Here is a 19,349-nt window from a genome sequence, read left to right as displayed (position 1 = left end):
CTGTAGAGCGCAAGCAACGAATCGCAGGCGGCCCTTCCACTCAAGGGTCTGGTTAGGGTGCACTTTGGCGAGGGCGGATGATGCCGCCCTCAGAGTCGTAGATATTTCTTACTCGCATGCTCGGTCCCGGCTACACCGGCCCACAAGTCAAGCCACCCGATTCCCCTGCAACATGCCTGGCATTCTCCAAGCTGGCGACAGTGAAGAACGGCTTGATGGCTTGCTTCTCGAACGCTGATGGCGGCGCAGTTATCTCAATCCCTTCTGAGTACTGGGCAGGAATAGCGTGAATGATCCGCTTAGCATCCGCTGATTGCAAGACTCGGTGCTCTATGTCTGCGAGGGGCACCTTTGCTGGCAGCAGCTTCACATAGAACTGCGAGACCGACTGGAGGTCCTTGGCGTAGTTCAAGACACTTGACCTAGGTGGCGCGAGCATATTGAGTGACAAAAAGAGCGAGCGGGAAGTACGTGCTATTCGGTCGACGAACGGCTCAGTCGCGGGGTTAGCCCTTCAACTGCCTGTGTGGGGAAGAATCAACCGGCTAGAGCTTCTTCTCCCAAAACATGGCTTTACCCATACGTGGATCCAGCTCATAACCCGCGAAACCACAGGACTCATAGGCGGCTTGGGCTACAACGTTACCTTCTAGTACTTCCAGCGTCATCTTGCAGCAGCCGAGTCTGTGAGCAACTGCTTCCGCAACCTCCAGCATACGCTTGCAGAGTCCACGGCCTCGGTGCTCAACAGATACGATCGCGTCGTGAACGTTCAGTAGCGGCCGACATGCAAATGTGCTGAAACCTTCCAGACATATAACAAGGCCTGCTGGCTTGCCGTCGACGAAGGCAAGAATAACATGTGCAGCATCGCGCTTCCTAAGCTCAGAAACGAGATTGTTCCTCACAAACGAGGGTAGCGCTTTGCCTCCACCCATGGGGTCGCGTGAATACTCATCCATGAGCTCAACAACAGCGCTTGCGTGCTCCAAAAGTGAAAGATCTGCCTCAAAGACTTGAATCATCGTATGTTTTCAAAGTAGGCCCAACGCTGGCCATCACCTGCCCGCAGAGAGCTGGGGTTCGAGATCTCTTTCGGTTCAAAAATCTGCAGGGGGCGGGTCAGGTGCATGGCTGTGTTAGCCGCGTTGCTACGCGGTGACACTTTTCTCCAGTGCCTCCTGGGCCAGAGAATTGAGGCTTTTGCCTTGTGCCTGTGCAGTCAGGGCCAACTTCTCGTGGAGATCAGGAGGGATCCGCAGATTGGACTTGCCAGAGAACTGTTTTCGGGGTTCGATATCCTTCTCGCGACAAACCTCCAGGAACACATCCAGCGATCGCTTGAACTCCCTTCGCAGCTCATCAGGGTTCGCGCCATAGAAGTCGGCGCCGCCAGATAAGCCTAGAATTTCACCACGGAAGAGGTCGGCATCCGAGTCATACTCAATCTTCGCGCTGTATCCATCAACCATCATCAGATTCATGGCGTGACTCCGTGTTCCTCAAACCATTTGCGGATCGAAGCAACGGCAACACGACTGCCAGCCCTCTCGCTGACCTCTGCTCCCAGCTCTAGAAACAGAGCTTCAACGTCCCGTCATGGCAGGTTGCCACTGACAGGCCGAGCGAAGATCAACTCAAGGGTGCGCTGGCGCTTCCGCTTCATGCCATCCATGGTACCGCAGGCCAGTACTAAAGCAGGCGGGATCCCTGTCTTTACCCAATACGGCTAACGCTCACCACACCCGCTCTCGGCGGCCCTCGCAAATCGTCAAATCACTTGCATCGGGTCGAGTGCATGATGTTCTTGGGCAATCCCTTGCTGGTTTACATCAAGATGAAAGGCCTAGCCAGCAAGGTCATTCAGTCTGTGGCAGGGAGTCGGGCGTGTCTGGATCGAGCGGCGGGTCCGCCGATCACCGGAGCGTGTCTGAACCCTTGTCGCACTCCTGCTTGAATTCATTCCAACGGCTTTGACGGTGCAGGTTGTTGGGGGAGTAGACAGCAGGGGTGTGCGCCGTTGTTGATCCTAACGTACTGGCCTAGGCTTAACGTAGATCTCGCTTCTAACTGCGCGGCACCCACACAAGTCGCCAATTATGAGCACCAGTCCAGCAATAATCACCCTCGCGTACCCACCGGACGGACTGGCCATCGCGGGCCTGGAATGGCAAGATGGCAAAGCCAAAATTCGGTCGGCGACGGCTGATCCAGTCACGAATGATATCGGTGACATCTACAGAAAAGCTGGTGAATGTACTGTCTAGGGGAATCGAGACCACCTGAACCTGAGGCTGCTGAGGGATAGGCTCCATCACTCGGTCCGCATTCACTGCAGGGAGCACCCGCTGGCCTTCTGTCCAATCTGAGGTTGGAAGGCCCAGTGCGAAATAGGCGCAGCGATTTCCCTGAAATTCAGCCGGCTCAAAGCCCGGGATAGGGCGCCCTGGGTGTATCCCGAACCCATTGCCTACGACATCTGCTCGTAGAAGGACTCTGATGCGCGGCCCTGGGTCGCCGAGAACGGCGAAGTCCTGCGTTTCGAAACTGACAAGGCCAACCGAAGCCAGCCCATCAAATCTGTAGCACCGATCCGACGCACCTCTGACGGCGTAGTTGCTGTCTGCGCCAACCTTCATCCAGTCGTCCTGCAGCTCCGGAGGTGGCCGCAAACCTCCTCTATCCACGTCTGTTGTGAACCACCGCTGGGTCGTCCTGAAGACGCGGCAACCGAACCGGTCTCGCCTGCTGCTCAAGCGATACTCCACCCACCCGGTCTTGCTTGGCGAAAGGCGCCACACTTCTCGAGTCCCTGCCGCGGCATTCCCCGAAAGCGTGCTCGTAACCAAAGCCAGGCTTGCCAACCATGCGCCGAGGCACTTAGCCACCTTCGTGGCACTCTTACGTTCACGCATGGGTAGACGCTCAATATCGCATACAAATGAAAGTTACCCTACAAGAGGGCGGGGTGCAGCCAGCCAGCCCAGCATTCTCCAGTCTATGCCTCAAGCGGCACTGCCCTCTGCCCACTCCTCCGCATAGTCAACACGACAGTGCCCAACGCTGGCCATCACCTGCCCGCGAAGAGCCGCGGGTTCCGAGTCTCAGTGGGCTCACTAAACTGATGGAGGCGGGTCAGGTGTATGGCAAGGTTGGAAAGTGCTGTTGGCCCTCAGCGGGAACCTGTCCGGATGGCGTATCGACTCGACAGACAAGTCAACATCTAAATCAGGCCAATAAAGATGGTCCGAGGTCGGACGTAGCACGTTAAGGATCTGCTGAATAGTTGCCGCTTTAAACCAGGGAAACTCTGAATAGGGAAGCGCCAGCTCTTCATCATCGATAAGCATCCAGACACAATGTCCAGAGACATTCGTGACCTCAGCTGCCAAAGTGGTTGTTCCAGGCATCGATGATCTCCAGTTGTCGTGTCTCGACCAGGCGCTCTGCTTCTTTGATCCTCGGTGAGCTTAGCCCGATGTTGCGAGCGAGTTCAACGGTTGGGCTGAGCCAGAACTTCGCCTCACCATCAGGATGACTGACATGGACGTGAGGACGACTCTCCTCCCGTGAGAAGAAGAAGAAACGAAACTCGCCATCCCTGAAGACGGTTGGTGACAAGTAAAGCCTTGAACGCCTGTCTCAGCATAGGCGCGCCTGGAATGGCTGGTCGCATCTTTCCAACGCTGCCCCTGAGTGGCAGGCAAGGAATTCATGGTCACAATAGGGATTTCATGATGGCCTGTCCACTCGAGGGGCTTGTTATGCCGTCCCATTCGCACTATAGATACATTCGATTCGTGTGACCTGTGAAGCGTAGCGCTGAAGCAGGAGGTAAGCGGCTCCTAGGCACTATACTTGAGGGTAAGCTATTCATTCAGAACCGCCGCTCTCATCAGCATCAATATCGTCAAAGATATCGCGAGCGCTTCGCGGTTTGTCCTGCATCTCGATATTTTCCAATTCACGATATGCTCCTCTCTCCTCCTCTTCCGGGGTTTGCTCGTCAATCCATTCTCTGGCTTTACGTTCTTCGTGTTCGACAAGCATAGTTGTAGCATTGTCGACGCCACCCAGCCTCTTGAGAGAATCAAATATATCGAGAAGCGGCTGAATATATTCCTCTGGATCTTGATCAGAAGAGTAGTTGAATTCCCAATCACGGCGTACATCTACAAGCCTCGGCAAAAGTTCTGCTCGCATTCTTCTCCCCAATTCAGCAAACTCATCGATGGTAAACATCAATCGGATCCCTTCATCATTCAATGCGGCTGCGTCCTGCCCTTCGACAGCGTAATTACTCACCGTCTCTACGAACTGCTTCCTTTTGTCCTCCGGCAGGAGACCGACTTCATGGAGGCGCATTGCTAGGCGTACCTCTGCCACTGCGTCAAGCATTAGCCCGGGATTTTCGACTTCATTGAGCGTGTTAGGATTGGCCTTGAGATAGAGTTCCAAGAACTCCTTGGAGCAGCGGTTGGCGAGAAATCTTTGTAACTCCTCCTTTGCATCAAAGCACGATAGAAATTCGGTCTTGTACCGCTTAGTGCGCGAGAATTCAGCAAGTTTCTCTAGTATCGATGGAAATTGCGAGGACGGCAGTACGACCGCCTTTTCGATACCGATGTCGCCACAAGTCACTTGATAGAGCAGCCGTTCAGGCTCAGATCCTTCGATATAGATACCAAGGTGTTCAGGACTCTGGAGCAATGCCGCGGCATAAGCATCACCGATTGTTGGATGCCTAAACTGCCATACATGCTCGCCGTTTGCATGAGAGAGAAGCACAAAACTACCTTTCAAAGCTTCGAGTGCGGTTATGCATCCGCCCAAATCACTACCGAGTCGATCAAGAGCCTGTTTCTCTGAAACTCGAAGTTGAATTGGACTGCTCAAGTATCCTTTGCGCATATATATCAGCGCAAGTGCCGCTTTGCTGTCGTCGTCGAGGCACTGAAGTATCTCTTGCAGTATCTGTTCGCGCCTCTCCACGAACTGGTCGATAAAACTCTTGTTAATGAATAAAGACTTCGTGAAAAGCGGATCACCTAGACGCCTCGCAGTTTCTGGGATGAAACGTGGATGGCTTGCGATATCCTTGAGGAAGGGCTTAATCTCTGTACGAAAGGAACGTGGTTGACTTCCAAGTTTAAGATGATTGTAGAGGATTTGGCACTTTTCCTCCCCAGTTAGGTCCTGAACATCAATCACGACTTGGCTCTCCCTTAGCAGCGGAAACGCGCTTTCCTTAAGATCATTTCGTGCTCGATTGTAGATGTAGTCGCGGGAAGTCATTACAATCTTCGCTCCTTTTCGGAGCATCGGCCTAATTTGCGGCAAGATGTGATTCCATCGGCGGACCATAGGCTCCTCATATTGGGTAACTCCGAAGGCGTCGTCCAGCCAGAAGAACTGTGACGGCTCGTCCGGGTTCCAATGCTCTGTGACCTTGCTGGGCTCATCGAGCTTGAGCGTCGATGCATTCCATTGGTCGAGTGCCGACATTGCCAGCATGGACGCGATAGTCAACTTTCCTGCAGCAGGCTCGCCAATAAGCAAGACGAAACCGTGCTCGTTAATTGCTTCAATTGCTTTCCTGTAGGAGGCAGTGACAACGACCTTGTCAAGGTCTTCGCGCATCGCTTCAAGAATGGTTCGAGCTTGGGCGTAGGCACGCTCGTCGAGAATCTGACTCAAATCTCCTAGACCGTATAGTCTCGGGACAAGCATGCGAAGGCGTTTGTTATCACGAATCTGCTGGCTTATCCAACTTGAGCCGAATGTCGCAACGTAGTTGACCCCGGCGTCTTTAAAGAGGGCTTTAATCCATTCATCTGCTACTCCGGAGACCCCCGCGTTCGTCATGAGCACATAAGAATCGCAAAGACCCTTCCCCACAAGCTTCTTTGCTTTTTCGACTTCGTCCCTCAGATCCGACCGCCTCAAGACTGAATTAATCTTGCTAGTAAACTTGCATTGGATTACGAAGGAGCCTCTCAGGCTCTCCCCTCCCGCAACATTCCAGGTCCCTGTAAATGCTCCATCTCTCCCGCCATCATGAGAATCAAGAAACGACTCGACTGTCTGGCCCAGAATCTCTCTTGTGATCGTGAGACATAGCCGCTGAAAGTCATTCCATCCAAGGGTGTGCAACGCGTACATCTTTCCTAGTTGTCTTGAGAACGACTAGGTACACGTGATCGGTCTTTTCGAAAAGAAAGGAGCATATCTCGATTGACTCGGATCAATGGTAGTAGATCGGCATAACGCCAAGATCAGCGGCGGGGAGGATCCCAAGGGGATCACTAGCAGTTTCTCGGCCCGTCCGCTGTATCTTGATGTTATGCGGTGCAATATGAGCTTACTGAAAGACAGATGGATATGGGACATCGCTAATTCGAAGTCCAGACTTTATCCGCTGGCCTCGAAGATGGCGCTGTTGGAGTGCTATTAGAATACACTTTTTCATAAGCACTATTGGAAAGTTCGCTCCCTGTGCAATCGGAGAGTTTGTCAGCCGATGGCTTTCCTTGCGCGGAGTGACGCTCGCGATAGCCACCTTGCGTCCGCATCTCGTGCATACAGAGGCTACGTCTTGAACGCCCACAGATAAGGGAGCGTAACACCCATTGATGGAATCGTATGGCCCATCGATTACTGAGTCGATTGTCGCCTGACTGGCGTTCTTGAGGTTTATACCCACCCATAGCTCGATCGGTTTATGGATTCTCCAAAGGAGGCCAAGATTCTGATCAGTAATCAAAAGCGAGAACTTCCTGGCCTTCCAACGGTCAATTGCGTCCCTGCCAATGAACAAAAGAGCAGTAAGGGAAATCAGAAGCAGGATAGATAGAAGCCAGTTTGGCCAAGTGCTCTCCGCTTTAAGCCACGTCCGGATTACTGGCAACGGAAACAGTCCGAGTATTAAGGCAGCAACTGCGGCTGCGATGACCTTGCCAACATTGCCAAGAGTCTCAGTCCAGAGCCAAAGGACAGCCTTTTTCAGCCACTTCATACGTTTGTCATTTCAACAGCAGCCGCATAACGCTGTCTTTAGCCGGTTCCGTGAACCAAGCCAACCGGGGCTGCCGTTTCCGATAACCACACGCTCATGATGCCGAGGATATCGGAAAAGCACTGTGGCGCAGTGCTTCACGGGCATGATCGGCCCAATGCAGGAGTGGTTCGCGGACCCGATAACCACTTGTTCCTGCCGATACACAACACCTGGCCGCACGGGGAGACAGCCCAGGGTGATTCGCGAGCCGGAGGTTTGAAGTCCTGGCTCGCCGACCCGTCGATCGCCTTGGGTTGATCGCGGCATCCGGCGGTGGCAGCGCTAGGGCTGGCCGACTGGGCAGGCGCTTTCCAGAAGGAGACGGCGATCGCCTCGATCCGGCTCACACCGCCGCGGCCTGCTCCGCCTTCTGCTGCTCCAGCACCTCCACCAGGCCCTCGAGGTCCTCGTCGGTGATCTTGGTCTGCATCGGGCAGTGCTTGGGGCCGCACATCGAGCAGAACTCCGCCTGCTTGTAGATGTCGGCCGGCAGGGTTTCGTCGTGATACTCGCGGGCCCGCTCCGGATCCAGGCTCAGCTCGAACTGCCGGTTCCAGTCGAAGGCGTAGCGGGCGCGGCTGAGCTCGTCGTCGCGGTCGCGGGCGCCGGGACGGTGGCGGGCGATGTCGGCAGCGTGGGCGGCGATCTTGTAGGCGATCAGGCCCTCCCTCACATCCTCCGGATTGGGCAGGCCGAGGTGTTCCTTGGGCGTCACGTAGCAGAGCATCGCCGTGCCGTGCCAGCCCGCCAGGGCCGCGCCGATGGCGCTGGTGATGTGGTCATACCCCGGGGCGATGTCGGTCACCAGCGGACCGAGCACATAGAAGGGCGCCTCGCTGCACTCCTCCATCTGCTTCTTCACGTTGAACTCGATCTGATCCATCGGCACATGGCCCGGACCCTCCACCATCACCTGCACGTCGTGCTGCCAGGCGCGCCGGGTGAGTTCACCGAGGGTCTTCAGTTCCGCCAGCTGGGCGGCATCGGAGGCGTCGTGCTGGCAGCCCGGCCGCAGAGAATCCCCCAGCGAGAAGCTGCAGTCGTAGCGCTTGAAGATCTCGCAGATGTCCTCGAAGCGGGTGTACAGCGGGTTCTGTTTGTGGTGGTAGAGCATCCACTGGGCCAGGATGCCGCCGCCGCGGCTCACGATGCCGGTGAGCCGGCCCTTCACCAGCGGCAGATGCTCGATCAGCAGGCCGGCGTGGATGGTCTGGTAGTCCACCCCCTGCTGGCAGTGCTTCTCGATGATGTGCAGAAAATCGTCTTCGCTAAGCTTCTCGATCGAGCCGTGCACGCTCTCCAGCGCCTGATACACCGGCACCGTGCCGATCGGCACCGGCGAGGCGTTGATGATCGCCGTGCGCACCTCATCGAGGTTCACGCCGCCGGTGGAGAGATCCATCACCGTGTCGGCGCCATACTTCACTGCCAGCTCCAGCTTCTTCAGCTCTTCGCTCACATCGCTGGCATTGGGCGAGGCGCCGATGTTGGCGTTCACCTTGCACTTGCTGGCGATGCCGATCGCCATCGGCTCCAGGTTGGGGTGATTGATGTTGGCCGGGATGATCATCCGGCCTCGGGCCACTTCCTCCATCACCAGCGTCTCGGGCAGGTTCTCCCGCTGGGCCACGAAGGCCATCTCCTCGGTCACCACCCCCTGCCGGGCGTAGTGCATCTGGCTCACGTTGGCGTGGCCGCGTCGCTTCTCGATCCAGGCGCTGCGCATGACGGGGTGGGGCAAAGAACGGAACGGGGAGCGGCCGACCAGCGGCCGAGACGGGGGTCCGGTTCCGGATGCCGAGATCGCAGCGCCCACCGGAGCGGCGGGCGGCTCACTTCCCTGCGCCGGCATGACCCGGATCAGGTTCGGAGGGTGTGATCTCAGCCCGGAGTGGGCGGCACGCAGCCGCTCACCGGGCACCCCTAGTGACTTCCGAACCCTAGCCGCGGTTCAGCCCTGCAGGCCATTCAGCGCCGCCGCCACCACCCGGTGGTCGGCATCGGCCTGCAGCCGCTGCAGCATCCCGCGGGCCGCCGAGGCGATCTCACCGTCATCCGGTCCCGCCTGCCCCTGCTTCACCAGCCGGCCGAGGATCTCGGCGCCGCCCACCCGCACCGTGCCGTCGCCGGCGTCCACCGCCAGGCTGGCCAGCTCCAGCAGCCCCCCGGCCGGGGCTTCGGGGTGCTCCGCCACCGCCGAGAGCACACTGCAGCGCACGAGCCACTGGTCGTCGCGGCGGAAGGCCTTGAGCAGCAGCGGCCAGGCCCGCTCCAGTCCATGGCTCACCAGCGAGTTGGCCGCCTCGGCGCGCACATTGGCATCGGGGTCGTGCTCGACAGCCCGCACCAGCGCCTGCCAGCCGGCCTCGTTGCGCTTCACCCCCAGCCCGGCGCAGCTCAGCGAGCGCACCAGGAAGGCCTCCTGCTCCAGCCCCAGCAGCAGCAGCGGCACCGCCTCCTCCACCGCCACCTCGCGCAGGGCCGCCAGGGCGGGCATGGAGCGGCCGGGATCGCCGCTGGTGATGGCGTCGCGCAGCTGCTGCAGATCGGGCGGGTTGCTCATGCCACCAGCTTGCCTGCCTCAGCGGCGCTCCTGGCGAAGAGCCTGCAGCAGCGCCCGCCGGCGCCGCTGGCGCCGCACCCGGCTGGCCACCATCAGGCTGCCGCCGATCAGCAGGGCCGGCACCGCCTGGATGCGGTCGCGGCCCTGGCGCTGCAGCAGCACCACCAGCGCCACCAGGATCAGCAGCGGCGCCGAGAGCGCCAGCAGCGCATCGCGCAGCGGCCGGTGACGGGCGGACTTCAAGGCCACGCTCAGGCCGCGATGGCGGCGCCACCGGCCCGCTGCCGCTCCATCCAGCGCAGCAGGCTCAGGCTGAGCACCTTCACCCCCACCTCCAGGGCGCCCTCGTCGGGCGCGAAGGTGTTGCTGTGCAGCGGCGTGCAGCCCTCCGCACCCGCCACCCCCAGGCGGAACATCGTGCCGCGGATGCCGTCCAGCAGCTCGGCGAAGTCCTCCGCGCCCAGGGACGGCTGCTCCAGCCACTGCACGCGCTCCGCCCCCAGCAGCTCCACGCCGGCCTCGGCCACCAGGGCGGTGAGCTCGGGGTCGTTGTGCACCGGCGGCGAGATGCGCCGGTAGCGCACCCGCGCCTCGCCGCCGTGGCCGCGGCAGAGGGCCTGCACCGTGTCCTCGATCCACACCGGCAGCCGGTCGTGCAGCTCCAGATCCAGGCAGCGCACCGTGCCCAGCAGGCGCACGTGGTCGGCGATCACGTTGAAGGCCTTGCCGCCCTCGATCCGCCCGAAGCTCACCACCACCGGATGCAGGGCATCGAGGCGGCGGCTGATCGCCTCCTGCAGGCCGCTCACCACCCGCGCCGCGATCCAGATGGCGTCGGTGCTCTGGTGGGGCCGGGCGCCGTGGCCGCTCTCGCCGATCACCTCGATCTCCAGCTCCCCCGCGGCGGCGGTGAGGCTGCCGCAGCGCACGCCGATGTGGCCGGCGGCGATCGAGGGGAACACATGCACCCCGAACAGGGCGTCGATGCCGTCGGTGGCGCCGTCGGCCTTCATCCAGCCGGCCCCCTGGGCCGTCTCCTCCGCCGGCTGGAACAGCAGCCGCACCCGGGCGCTGAGGCAGTGGGGATGGCGCTCCGCCACCGCCGCCAGCAGGCGCGCCACCCCCAGCCCCACGGCGCTGTGCATGTCGTGGCCGCAGGCGTGCATCAGCCCCTGCACGGCCGAGGCGTAGTCGAGGCCGGTGCGCTCCTCCACCGGCAGGGCGTCCATGTCCACCCGCAGGGCCACCAGCGGCGTGGGGGTGCCATCGGGCCGCTGGCGGGGACCCAGCTCGGCCAGCACCCCCGTGCGGCCCACCCCCTCGCGCACCTCCCAGCCCCAGCGGCGCAGCTCACCGGCCACCAGGGCGGCGGTCTGCTGCTCGTGGCCGCTCAGCTCCGGATGGCGGTGCAGATGGCGGCGCAGCTGGATCAGCTCCGGCAGGGCCTCGGCCAGCTCGTCCTCCAGCCCCAGCTCCCGCCAGCCCACACCGGCGGCACCCGGCCCGGTGGCCGACCCCGTGACGGCGCCCTGGAGCAGCTGGAGCGGGATGGGGGAGGAGGTCACAGGGCGTCAGCTGGGGGCAGCGGCGGCGGGGAATCAGCTGGGGGCATCAGGCGATCGCCAGGAACTGCTGCAGCGCCTCCACCGGCTCGGGTGGCCAGCGCCGGGTTTCGAGCAGCCATTCTCGCTGCCGGTACCGGGGATCGAGACCGGAGGCCGACACCCAGTTGCTCTCGGCCTCGCCGCGGCTGCCGCGCCGCCACAGCAGCGCCGTGAGGCCGGCGCGGGCGTCGGCGAACAGGGGATGGCGGCGGATCAGGGCCCGCAGGCTGCGCTCGGCGGCCTCCAGATCGCCGAGCTGGAAGGCGGCCAGGGCGGCGCTGGAGCGGGCCATGGCGAAGCCCGGCCGCAGGTCGGCCGCCGCCGCGAAGCTCTCGCGGGCCGCGGCCCAGTCGCCCCGTGAGCCCTGCACGTTGCCGAGGTTGTAGAGCGCCGAGGCGCGCACCTCGCCGGCGGCGGCGTCCTGCGGGTCGGCCGCGGCGCGCTCCAGGATCCAGCGGTAGTCGGCCTCGGCGGCATCCCAGCGCCCCAGGGCCTCCTCGGCGGTGCCGCGGTTGAGGTGCGGATCGGCGCTGCCGGGCTCCAGCTCCAGGGCGCGGGTCTGGTCGGCGATGGCCGCCCGGGCATCGCCCAGGGCCAGGCGCACGTTGCCGCGGTTGCTCCAGGCCGCCGCATCCTGCGGCGCCAGCTCCAGCACCTGGTTCCACAGCGGCAGGGCCTCACCGAAGCGCCCGTCGCGGCTGGCCCGCAGCGCCTGCTCGAACAGCTCCGGCAGCGGCGGCCGCCCGGCGGCGGCAGGCGGAGCCGGAGCATCACCCGCGGCGCTGGCCGCGGCGGGGGCGCCGATCGCCAGCAGCGTCATCAGCAGCAGCGCCAGGGCACGGGCCAGGGCGTTCGCCAGGCCGCGCGCCAGAGCGGGGACCCCAGCCCGGCTCATGGGCACTCCAGGTGGGCCCGCCCCGCCGCGGTGAGCAGGCGGCCGCGGGGGGTGCGCTGGAGCAGACCCTGCTGGAGCAGGTAGGGCTCCACCACCGCCTCCAGGGTGGCCGGGTCCTCGCCCAGCCCCGCCGCCAGGGTCTCTAGCCCCACAGGCCCGCCGCCGTAGGCCTCCAGCATCAGCGTCAGCAGCCGGCGGTCGTGGGCGTCGAGGCCGCGGCCGTCCACCCGGTGCAGGCTGAGGGCCTCGTGCACCAGCTCGGCCGTCACCCGCTCGCGCCCCTGGACGCTGGCCACGTCGCGCACCCGCCGCAGCAGCCGGTTGGCGATGCGCGGCGTGCCGCGGCAGCGGCGCGCCACCTCCAGCGCCGCCTCGCCATCGAGGCGCACGTCCAGCAGGCCCGCGGCCCGCAGCACGATCGCCTGCAGGTCCTCCAGGCCGTAGAATTCGAGCCGCTGGATCAGCCCGAAGCGGTCGCGCAGCGGCGAACTCAGCGCCCCGGCCCTGGTGGTGGCCCCCACCAGGGTGAACGGGGCGATCGGCAGGCTGCGGGTGCGGGCGGTGCTGCCCTTGCCCACCATCAGATCGAGGCGGAAGTCCTCCATCGCCGGGTAGAGCAGTTCCTCGGCCACCCGGTTGAGGCGGTGGATCTCGTCGATGAACAGCAGCTCGCGGGGCTGCAGGTTCACCAGCAGGCCGACGATGTCGCGGGGGCGCTCCAGAGCGGGAGCACTGGTGATGCGGCAGCGCACCCCCAGCTCCTCGGCCAGCACCAGGGCCATGGTGGTCTTGCCCAGGCCGGGGGGCCCGTAGAGCAGCACGTGGTCGAGGGCCTCGTCGCGGGCCCGGGTGGCCTCCACGGCGATGCCCAGCACCTGCTTGAGCTCGCTCTGGCCGATGTAGTCGGCGAGCCGCCGCGGCCGCAGCGTGTCCTCCCGCAGGACCGGCGCCTGCAGCTCCTCCGCCGCGGCCGCCGGATCCACCAGCCGTCCCCGGGCCGCGACCGGCGCCGCGGCGGCTGGGGCAGCCCCGCGACGGTCCTGGCCCTGCGGTCCGGAGGAAACGATCGCCATGGGTGGAGGGTACCGGCCCCTGCCTAGGGTCGGGAGTCGACCACGCGCACGGCGGCACCGGGGGACCCATGGCCAAGGGCGGCACCAAGAAGCTGGCCGCCAGGGCCAAGCGGGACGCCGCCAACCGCCTGCTGGCCGACAACCGCTTCGCGCGGCACCAGTACGAGATCCTCGAGACCCTCGAGTGCGGCATCGAGCTGCTGGGCACGGAGGTGAAGTCGATCCGGGCCGGTCAGGCCAACCTGCGCGACGGCTTCTGCCTGATCCGCGACGGCCAGCTGCAGCTGCACAACGTGCACATCTCCCCCCACAGCCACGCCGGCGCCTACTTCAACCACGACCCGCTGCGGGTGCGGAAGCTGCTGGCCCACCGCCGCGAGATCGACAGGCTGCGCGTGGCCCTGGAGCAGAAGGGCCTCACCCTGATCCCCCTGAACCTCCACCTCAAGGGCTCCTGGATCAAGGTGACCCTGGGCATGGCCAAGGGCCGCAAGCTGCACGACAAGCGCCAGGAGGAGCGGCGCAAGGAGGCGGCGAAGGAGACCCGCGCCGCCATCGCCCGCTACTGACCCTGCCGGGTCACTGGGGCTCTCCCACCGGCGGAGGTTCAGGGGGCGAAGCCTCCGGGCCCGGCTCAGCCGGTGGCGACTCGGCGCCCGGCTCGCCGGACGGCGGCGGCGGCGGCGTGTCGCCCGGCCCGGGCACCGGTGGTGGCGGCTGCGGCGCGGGCGGGTCGGCGCGCACCGAGAGTGTCACCACGCCCGGCGCCACACCCTCATTGATCACCAGCAGCTGCAGCGGCGCCCGGTTCTCCGGCCCGAGGCTCACCACCCGCAGCGGACCACGGCCCTCCAGCAGGGTGCCGTCGGCGGCGAACACGCTCATCTGCATCAGCGGCGAGCCGTTCACCCCCAGCACCAGGGTGTGGCCGTCGGGCGGACGCACCGGAAACAGCCGCCCGCCGCCCGCCGCCACCGAGGCGCTGCGCACCTCGGTCTGCAGGGGCCGGGCCTGGATCGCCTCGATCTGCAGGTTGGCGAGGCTCTGCTCGGCGGCGGCGTACCAGAGCTGGCGGAAGGGCTCCGGCGGCAGGGACGTGCCGGAGCGCCCCGGCAGCAGGCTCTGGGCATTGGCCGACACCAGCTGGCGCAGCACCGGCCCGCTCAGCCCCTGCGACTCCAGCTGACCCTGACGGCGCTCCCAGTCGCCGTTGCTGTAGCGGCCGAGACGCTGGCGCAGGGCCAGCGGCAGCTGCTCCACGCGCACCAGCCACTCCTGGGCCAGCTCGTTCCAGGCCTGGCGCAGGGGCGCGTCCGCGGCGGAGTCGCCGGGCAGGCGCCCGCCGCGCTCCGGAAAGCGCTCCAGCAGGCTGGCGTCCACCAGCTTGAGGAACCAGGCCCGGTCCACCTGCATGGCCCGCAGGCGGTTGAGCAGCTGCTGGCGCTGGCTCACCTCCTCCTGGGGGAGGCTGGTGGGGAGCTGCAGGGCCACATCGGGGGTGCTGGGCTGCTGGCTCGTCCCCCGGCTCAGCCACCACCAGCCCAGGGCGGTGCCGACCACGGCCGAGAGCACCAGCGCCATCACCACCGGCCAGACGCTGCCCTCCACCTGCTCCTCGCGCTCCTCGCCGCGCAGCCGGCGGCCCCCCGTCTCCCTGGAGGTGCGCAGGCCGTGCAGGGGGGGCAGCTCCGGCGGCGGCGCGGCGGACGGCTCAGGGGCGGTCCACGCCGCCGGCACCTGCAGGGAGGGCGGCAGGGGCGTGGGCGGCTGGGCCTGGGGGGGCGCCTGGGGTGGCGGTGGCGGCGGCGTGGCGGCCGGCGGCGGCGCGGCCGGGGCGGGAGGCGGCACCAGGGCCAGGGTGCGGTCGGCGCGCGGCACCGGACCGGTGCTCTCCGGCATCGGCAGGGCCTGCAAGGCCGCCAGGGCCTGGCTCGCGGAGCCGAAGCGGCGCTGGGGGTCGCTGGCCAGCAGACGCTCCAGGGCGGCCTGCAGGGCGGGCTCCTCGCTCAGCGACGCGGGCCAGCGCCAGGTCATCGTGGCGGGGTCGAGCAGCCGCTCGGGGGGATCGCCGCTGAGCAGCACCAGGGCCGTGACCCCCAGGGCATGCAGATCCATCCAGGCCTCGGGCCGGCCGCTGCCGGCCGCCTGGGGCGGGGCGTAGCCCGGGGTGACGGCAACGCCGCCGGCCACCAGGCCGTAGTCGAGCAGCACCGGCAGACCGTCGCTGTCGCGGCGCAGCAGGTTGGCCGGGCAGAGGTCGCCGTGCACCAGCTTCTGGCCGTGCAGCACCGCCAGCACCGGCAGGATCTGGCGCAGCAGCAGCAGCACCTCGCCGGCTCCGAACACCATCTGGCGCTGGGCCCGGGCGGCCTGCAGCTCGGCGAGGGTGCGGCCGGCCTGCCACTCGCGCACCAGCCACAGCCGGCCGTCCTGGCTGATGGCACCCCCGAGCCGCGGCACCTGCGGGTGCAGCACCCCCTGCAGCCGTCCCCAGCGCTCGCGCGCCCGCTGCTGGTCATGCTCCGGCCCGAGCTCGCGCACCACCACGGGGGCATCGGCGGCCAGCTGGTCGCAGCCCCGCCACACCGCCCCCTGGGCGCCGCCTCCCAGCCGCGCCTCGAGGCGGTAGCGCTCGCCGATCAGGGTGCCGGGCCCGTTCACGCCGGCGGCGGCCGGCTGGGCCCCCTGATCGGGAGCCGGCTCGGAGTGGGATGCCATCAGGCGGCGGCCACCGCTGCTGTGCGATCAGGTTGGCGCAGCCCGCGGCCGGCCAGCCAGTCACGGTCGTAGAGCCGGGACCGGTAGCGGTCACCGCTGTCGCAGAGCACGGTGACGATGGTGTGGCCCGGGCCCAGCCGTCGCGCGGTCTCCACCGCCGCGGCCACGTTGATGCCCACCGAACCGCCCATGAACAGGCCCTCCCGCCAGAGCAGCTGGTAGATGGTGTCGAGGGCGGCCTGGTCGTCGACGCGCACGGCGTCGTCGATCGGGGCCCCCTCCAGGTTGGCGGTGACGCGGCTGTTGCCGATGCCCTCGGTCACGGAGCTGCCCTCACTGGCCAGTTCGCCCGTCCTGGCCCAGGCGTAGAGGGCGCTGCCGTGGGGATCGGCCAGCACGCAGCGCACCCGGGGGTTGCGCTCCTTGAGGAACAGAGCCACGCCGGCGTAGGTGCCGCCGGTGCCGGTGGCCGCCACCCAGGCGTCCACCCGGCCCTGCGTCTGCTCCCAGATCTCCGGGCCGGTGGCGTTGTAGTGGGCGCGGCGGTTGGCCAGGTTGTCGAACTGGTTGGCCCACACGGCGCCGGGGGTCTCGGCGGCGATGCGCCCCGACAGCTTCACGTAGTTGTTGGGGTCCCGGTAGGGCACCGCCGGCACCGTGCGCACCTCGGCCCCGAGGCTGCGCAGCAGGCCGATCTTCTCGGCCGACTGGGTGTCGGGAATCACGATCAGGGCGCGGTAGCCGCGGGCGTTGCAGATGTGGGTGAGGCCGATGCCGGTGTTGCCGGCGGTGCCCTCCACCACGGTGCCGCCGGGCCGCAGCAGGCCCTGCTCCTCCGCCTCAAGCAGGATGCCCAGGGCGGCCCGGTCCTTCACCGAACCGCCGGGGTTCATGAACTCGGCCTTGCCGAGGATCGTGCAGCCCGTGAGCTCACTGAGCGCCCGCAGGCGGATCAGCGGGGTGCGGCCCACCGCGCCGACAAACCCCTCGGTGATCCCGCCCATCGTGCTGCTGCCGCGTGGGCGGATCGTAGGCAAGCTCCCTATGGTCGGTCCTGAGTCGGGGCGATCCGATGACGAGCGGCCTGATCACCAGCGGCCCGCCGCAGGGAGTCGCCGGGGGTCCTGGGGACCTGCACCACCGCCTGGCCGCCGTGCGCGCCCGCAGCCTGGAGCTGATAAGGCCGCTGGAACCCGAGGACCTCTGCCTGCAGGGCATGGCCGACGCCAGCCCGCCCAAGTGGCACCTCGGGCACACCACCTGGTTCTTCGAGCAGTTCGTGCTCCGGCCGCAGATCGAGGCGGGGCTGCCGCTGGCCTACGAGCCCGCCCCGGAGGCCTGGAGCTTCCTGTTCAACAGCTACTACGACGCCGTCGGCGAGCGCCATCCCCGGCCCCAGCGGGGGCTGCTGAGCCGGCCGCCGATCGCCGCCGTGCTGGCCTGGCGCCAGCGGGTGGACGCCGCCCTGGCGGAGCTGCCGGAGCTGCTGGAGCGCTGCGAACCGGACCGGGCCGCGGCGGTGCGGGCGCTGCTGGAGCTGGGCCTGCAGCACGAGCAGCAGCACCAGGAGCTGCTGCTGATGGACCTGCTGGACGGCTTCAGCCGCAACCCCCTGGCCCCTGCCTACGCCAGCGGGCCTGATGGCCCGGAAGCGCTCTGGGAGCGGCGCCTCAGCGGCTCCGCCGCCGCCGGCGGGCCCGCGGACGGCTGGCTGCAGTGGCCCGGCGGGCTGGTGGAGATCGGCCACCCGGGCGGCGGCGGCGATGGAAGGGCCGGCGGCGGCGGCTTTCACTTCGACAACGAGGCCCCCCGCCACCGCGTCTGGCTGGAGCCCTTCGCCCTGGCAGCGCGCCTGGTGAGCAACGCCGACTACGCCGCGTTCATCGCCGACGGCGGCTATGCGCGCCCGGAGCTGTGGATGAGCGAGGGCTGGGCCGTGCGCCAGCAGCGGGGCTGGCACGCGCCGCGCTACTGGCGCGGCGACGCCGAGTTCACCCTGGCGGGCCTGCGGCCACGCCGGTCGCAGGCGCCGGTGCGGCACCTGAGCTGGTTCGAGGCCGATGCCTACGCCCGCTGGGCGGGAGCACGGCTGCCCAGCGAGGCCGAGTGGGAGGTGGCGGCCTGCCGGCAGGCGCCGGCGGGGGGGCTGCCCCAGGCCTTCGGGCTGCTCTGGCAGTGGACCGGCAGCCCCTACCGCCCCTACCCGGGCTTCCGGCCTGCCGCCGGCGCCGTGGGGGAATACAACGGCAAGTTCATGACCTCCCAGTTCGTGCTGCGCGGCAGCTGCTTCCTCACCCCCAGCGGCCACGAGCGCGCCACCTACCGCAACTTCTTCCCCCCCGCCTGCCGCTGGATGGCGGCGGGGGTGCGCCTGGCCCGCGATGGCCGCGCGGCGCTGCCCAGTGAACCCTTCCCGGCGCCATGACCTTCACCAGCACCCGTCCGCGGCTGATCGACCTGCATCCGGCCCCGGCCGACATCAGCGCCCTGGTGCGGGCCGGCATGGAGCGGCGTCCGCGCCAGCTGCCCGCCTGGCTCCTCTACGACGCCGAGGGCTCGCGGCTGTTCGAGGCGATCTGCGAGCAGCCCGAATACAGCCTCACCCGCACGGAGGTGGCGCTGCTGGAGGGTTGCGGGGAGGAGATCGCGGCGGCCATCGGCCAGCCGGCGCCGGCGGTGCTGGAGTTCGGCGCCGGCAATGCCCGCAAGGCCGGGCCGCTGCTGGCGGCCCTGCGGCCCCCCGCCTACCTGGCCCTGGACATCAGCCGCAGCGCCCTCGAGGCCACCTGCGCCGCGCTGCAGGCCGCCCATCCGGCCACCGAAGTGCTGGGGGTGTGCTGCGACTACAACGCCGAGCCGTCCCTGCCGGCCCTGCCCGAGCTGGCGGGCCGCCGCCGGCTGGGCTTCTACCCCGGCAGCTCGATCGGCAACTTCGACCCGGCCGAGGCTCGCGCCCTACTGGAGCAGTTCCGCCGCCTGCTGGGCCCCGGCGGGCAGCTGCTGATCGGCATCGACCAGCCCAAGGCGGCCGCGCGACTGGAGGCCGCCTACGACGATGCCGCCGGCGTCTCGGCGGCCTTCGCCATGAACCTGCTGACCCGCCTGAACCGCGACCTGGGCGGCAGCTTCGATCTCACCGCCTTCCGCTACCGGGCCCGCTGGCAGCCGCAGCACAGCCGCATCGCCATGGCCCTGGTGAGCCTGCGCGAACAGACGGTGGAGCTGGCCGGAGGGCGCTGGACCTTCGCCGCCGGCGAGGACCTGATCAGCGAATACAGCGTGAAGTACACCCCCGAGGCGTTTCTGCGGCTGGCCGGGGCGGCCGGCTGGCGACCGCTGGGGCGCTGGAGCGATGCGGCCGGAGATCTGTCACTGCATCTGCTGGGCCAGGCCGACGCCGCCCAGGCAGACTCGATCTGAGCCCCGTCCCGTTGCCGCC

General features: G+C 66.3%; 17 protein-coding genes and 1 riboswitch. Of the genes, 3 read left to right on the top strand and 14 right to left on the bottom strand.

The features are described from left to right. Positions 1 to 130: 130 nt before the first annotated feature. The 12 genes from KBY90_RS01805 to ruvB form a co-directional block, all read right to left on the bottom strand. Positions 131 to 412, bottom strand: coding sequence for a hypothetical protein (locus tag KBY90_RS01805; protein ID WP_254966683.1), 282 nt, complete (start codon positions 410 to 412; stop codon positions 131 to 133). Between the two features lie 133 nt (positions 413 to 545). Continuing rightward, the gene (locus KBY90_RS01800; protein WP_254966681.1) at positions 546 to 1,025 is read right to left on the bottom strand and encodes a GNAT family N-acetyltransferase; all 480 of its coding nucleotides are present in this window, start codon (positions 1,023 to 1,025) and stop codon (positions 546 to 548) included. A gap of 126 nt (positions 1,026 to 1,151) precedes the next feature. After that, entirely contained in the window at positions 1,152 to 1,484 is a 333-nt protein-coding gene (locus KBY90_RS01795; protein ID WP_254966680.1) for a type II toxin-antitoxin system HicB family antitoxin, read from the bottom strand. A gap of 1,632 nt (positions 1,485 to 3,116) precedes the next feature. Continuing rightward, positions 3,117 to 3,350, bottom strand: coding sequence for a DUF2442 domain-containing protein (locus tag KBY90_RS01790; RefSeq protein ID WP_254966679.1), 234 nt, complete (start codon positions 3,348 to 3,350; stop codon positions 3,117 to 3,119). A 31-nt stretch (positions 3,351 to 3,381) separates the two neighbouring features. Then, positions 3,382 to 3,621 (bottom strand): DUF4160 domain-containing protein, encoded by a 240-nt coding sequence (locus tag KBY90_RS01785; RefSeq protein WP_254966678.1) that lies wholly within the window; start codon positions 3,619 to 3,621, stop codon positions 3,382 to 3,384. A gap of 252 nt (positions 3,622 to 3,873) precedes the next feature. Continuing rightward, on the bottom strand, positions 3,874 to 6,162 hold the full coding sequence (locus tag KBY90_RS01780) for a hypothetical protein (protein WP_254966677.1): 2,289 nt from the start codon (positions 6,160 to 6,162) through the stop codon (positions 3,874 to 3,876). Between the two features lie 1,238 nt (positions 6,163 to 7,400). After that, the gene (gene thiC / locus KBY90_RS01775; RefSeq protein WP_254966676.1) at positions 7,401 to 8,783 is read right to left on the bottom strand and encodes a phosphomethylpyrimidine synthase ThiC; all 1,383 of its coding nucleotides are present in this window, start codon (positions 8,781 to 8,783) and stop codon (positions 7,401 to 7,403) included. A 94-nt stretch (positions 8,784 to 8,877) separates the two neighbouring features. Beyond that, positions 8,878 to 8,992, bottom strand: a riboswitch (TPP riboswitch). A gap of 16 nt (positions 8,993 to 9,008) precedes the next feature. Next, entirely contained in the window at positions 9,009 to 9,620 is a 612-nt protein-coding gene (locus KBY90_RS01770; protein WP_254966675.1) for a HEAT repeat domain-containing protein, read from the bottom strand. Between the two features lie 18 nt (positions 9,621 to 9,638). Continuing rightward, positions 9,639 to 9,863 (bottom strand): DUF3188 domain-containing protein, encoded by a 225-nt coding sequence (locus KBY90_RS01765; protein ID WP_254966674.1) that lies wholly within the window; start codon positions 9,861 to 9,863, stop codon positions 9,639 to 9,641. Between the two features lie 8 nt (positions 9,864 to 9,871). After that, the gene (locus KBY90_RS01760) at positions 9,872 to 11,107 is read right to left on the bottom strand and encodes an amidohydrolase (RefSeq protein WP_254966925.1); all 1,236 of its coding nucleotides are present in this window, start codon (positions 11,105 to 11,107) and stop codon (positions 9,872 to 9,874) included. 124 nt (positions 11,108 to 11,231) lie between these two features. Continuing rightward, positions 11,232 to 12,119 carry a tetratricopeptide repeat protein gene (locus KBY90_RS01755; RefSeq protein WP_254966673.1) on the bottom strand — a complete coding sequence of 296 codons (888 nt, stop codon included), beginning with the start codon at positions 12,117 to 12,119 and terminating at the stop codon, positions 11,232 to 11,234. Further along, on the bottom strand, positions 12,116 to 13,192 hold the full coding sequence (gene ruvB / locus KBY90_RS01750; protein ID WP_254966672.1) for a Holliday junction branch migration DNA helicase RuvB: 1,077 nt from the start codon (positions 13,190 to 13,192) through the stop codon (positions 12,116 to 12,118). The genes KBY90_RS01755 and ruvB overlap by 4 nt, the downstream gene beginning before the upstream one ends. 68 nt (positions 13,193 to 13,260) lie before the next feature. Between ruvB and smpB the strand changes: the two genes are divergently transcribed. Further along, positions 13,261 to 13,761: an SsrA-binding protein SmpB gene (gene smpB / locus KBY90_RS01745; protein WP_254966671.1), complete on the top strand. Its 501-nt coding sequence runs from the start codon at positions 13,261 to 13,263 to the stop codon at positions 13,759 to 13,761. A gap of 10 nt (positions 13,762 to 13,771) precedes the next feature. Here the strand turns inward: smpB and KBY90_RS01740 are convergent, their stop codons facing one another. Together KBY90_RS01740 and KBY90_RS01735 are read right to left on the bottom strand one after the other, a co-directional pair. Further along, complete coding sequence (locus tag KBY90_RS01740; RefSeq protein ID WP_254966670.1) at positions 13,772 to 15,910, bottom strand: protein kinase domain-containing protein; 2,139 nt, start codon at positions 15,908 to 15,910, stop codon at positions 13,772 to 13,774. Beyond that, positions 15,910 to 16,914: a cysteine synthase A gene (locus tag KBY90_RS01735; protein WP_254966669.1), complete on the bottom strand. Its 1,005-nt coding sequence runs from the start codon at positions 16,912 to 16,914 to the stop codon at positions 15,910 to 15,912. The genes KBY90_RS01740 and KBY90_RS01735 overlap by 1 nt, the downstream gene beginning before the upstream one ends. A gap of 68 nt (positions 16,915 to 16,982) precedes the next feature. On the opposite strand from KBY90_RS01735, the gene egtB reads away from it, so the two are divergent. Together egtB and egtD are read left to right on the top strand one after the other, a co-directional pair. Continuing rightward, positions 16,983 to 18,335 (top strand): ergothioneine biosynthesis protein EgtB, encoded by a 1,353-nt coding sequence (egtB, locus tag KBY90_RS01730; RefSeq protein ID WP_254966668.1) that lies wholly within the window; start codon positions 16,983 to 16,985, stop codon positions 18,333 to 18,335. Beyond that, entirely contained in the window at positions 18,332 to 19,330 is a 999-nt protein-coding gene (gene egtD / locus KBY90_RS01725; RefSeq protein ID WP_254966667.1) for an L-histidine N(alpha)-methyltransferase, read from the top strand. Before egtB ends, egtD begins: the two co-directional genes overlap by 4 nt. The last annotated feature ends 19 nt before the right edge of the window (positions 19,331 to 19,349 follow it).

Source organism: Cyanobium sp. CH-040 (assembly GCF_024346135.1).
In the GTDB taxonomy this organism is placed as follows: domain Bacteria; phylum Cyanobacteriota; class Cyanobacteriia; order PCC-6307; family Cyanobiaceae; genus NIES-981.
Note: the sequence above shows the minus strand (reverse complement) of the source record. Positions and strands in the feature narration are given on the sequence as shown.

What these genes read in the sequence shown, in the direction of transcription:
- KBY90_RS01770 (WP_254966675.1), bottom strand. Translation starts at nt 9,620, where the DNA reads ATGAGCAACCCGCCCGATCTGCAGCAGCTGCGCGACGCCATCACCAGC.
- KBY90_RS01755 (WP_254966673.1), bottom strand. Translation starts at nt 12,119, where the DNA reads ATGAGCCGGGCTGGGGTCCCCGCTCTGGCGCGCGGCCTGGCGAACGCC.
- KBY90_RS01790 (WP_254966679.1), bottom strand. Translation starts at nt 3,350, where the DNA reads ATGCTTATCGATGATGAAGAGCTGGCGCTTCCCTATTCAGAGTTTCCC.
- KBY90_RS01800 (WP_254966681.1), bottom strand. Translation starts at nt 1,025, where the DNA reads ATGATTCAAGTCTTTGAGGCAGATCTTTCACTTTTGGAGCACGCAAGC.
- smpB (WP_254966671.1), top strand. Translation starts at nt 13,261, where the DNA reads ATGGCCAAGGGCGGCACCAAGAAGCTGGCCGCCAGGGCCAAGCGGGAC.
- egtB (WP_254966668.1), top strand. Translation starts at nt 16,983, where the DNA reads ATGACGAGCGGCCTGATCACCAGCGGCCCGCCGCAGGGAGTCGCCGGG.
- KBY90_RS01795 (WP_254966680.1), bottom strand. Translation starts at nt 1,484, where the DNA reads ATGAATCTGATGATGGTTGATGGATACAGCGCGAAGATTGAGTATGAC.
- thiC (WP_254966676.1), bottom strand. Translation starts at nt 8,783, where the DNA reads ATGCGCAGCGCCTGGATCGAGAAGCGACGCGGCCACGCCAACGTGAGC.
- egtD (WP_254966667.1), top strand. Translation starts at nt 18,332, where the DNA reads ATGACCTTCACCAGCACCCGTCCGCGGCTGATCGACCTGCATCCGGCC.
- KBY90_RS01735 (WP_254966669.1), bottom strand. Translation starts at nt 16,914, where the DNA reads ATGGGCGGGATCACCGAGGGGTTTGTCGGCGCGGTGGGCCGCACCCCG.
- KBY90_RS01780 (WP_254966677.1), bottom strand. Translation starts at nt 6,162, where the DNA reads ATGTACGCGTTGCACACCCTTGGATGGAATGACTTTCAGCGGCTATGT.
- KBY90_RS01740 (WP_254966670.1), bottom strand. Translation starts at nt 15,910, where the DNA reads ATGGCATCCCACTCCGAGCCGGCTCCCGATCAGGGGGCCCAGCCGGCC.
- ruvB (WP_254966672.1), bottom strand. Translation starts at nt 13,192, where the DNA reads ATGGCGATCGTTTCCTCCGGACCGCAGGGCCAGGACCGTCGCGGGGCT.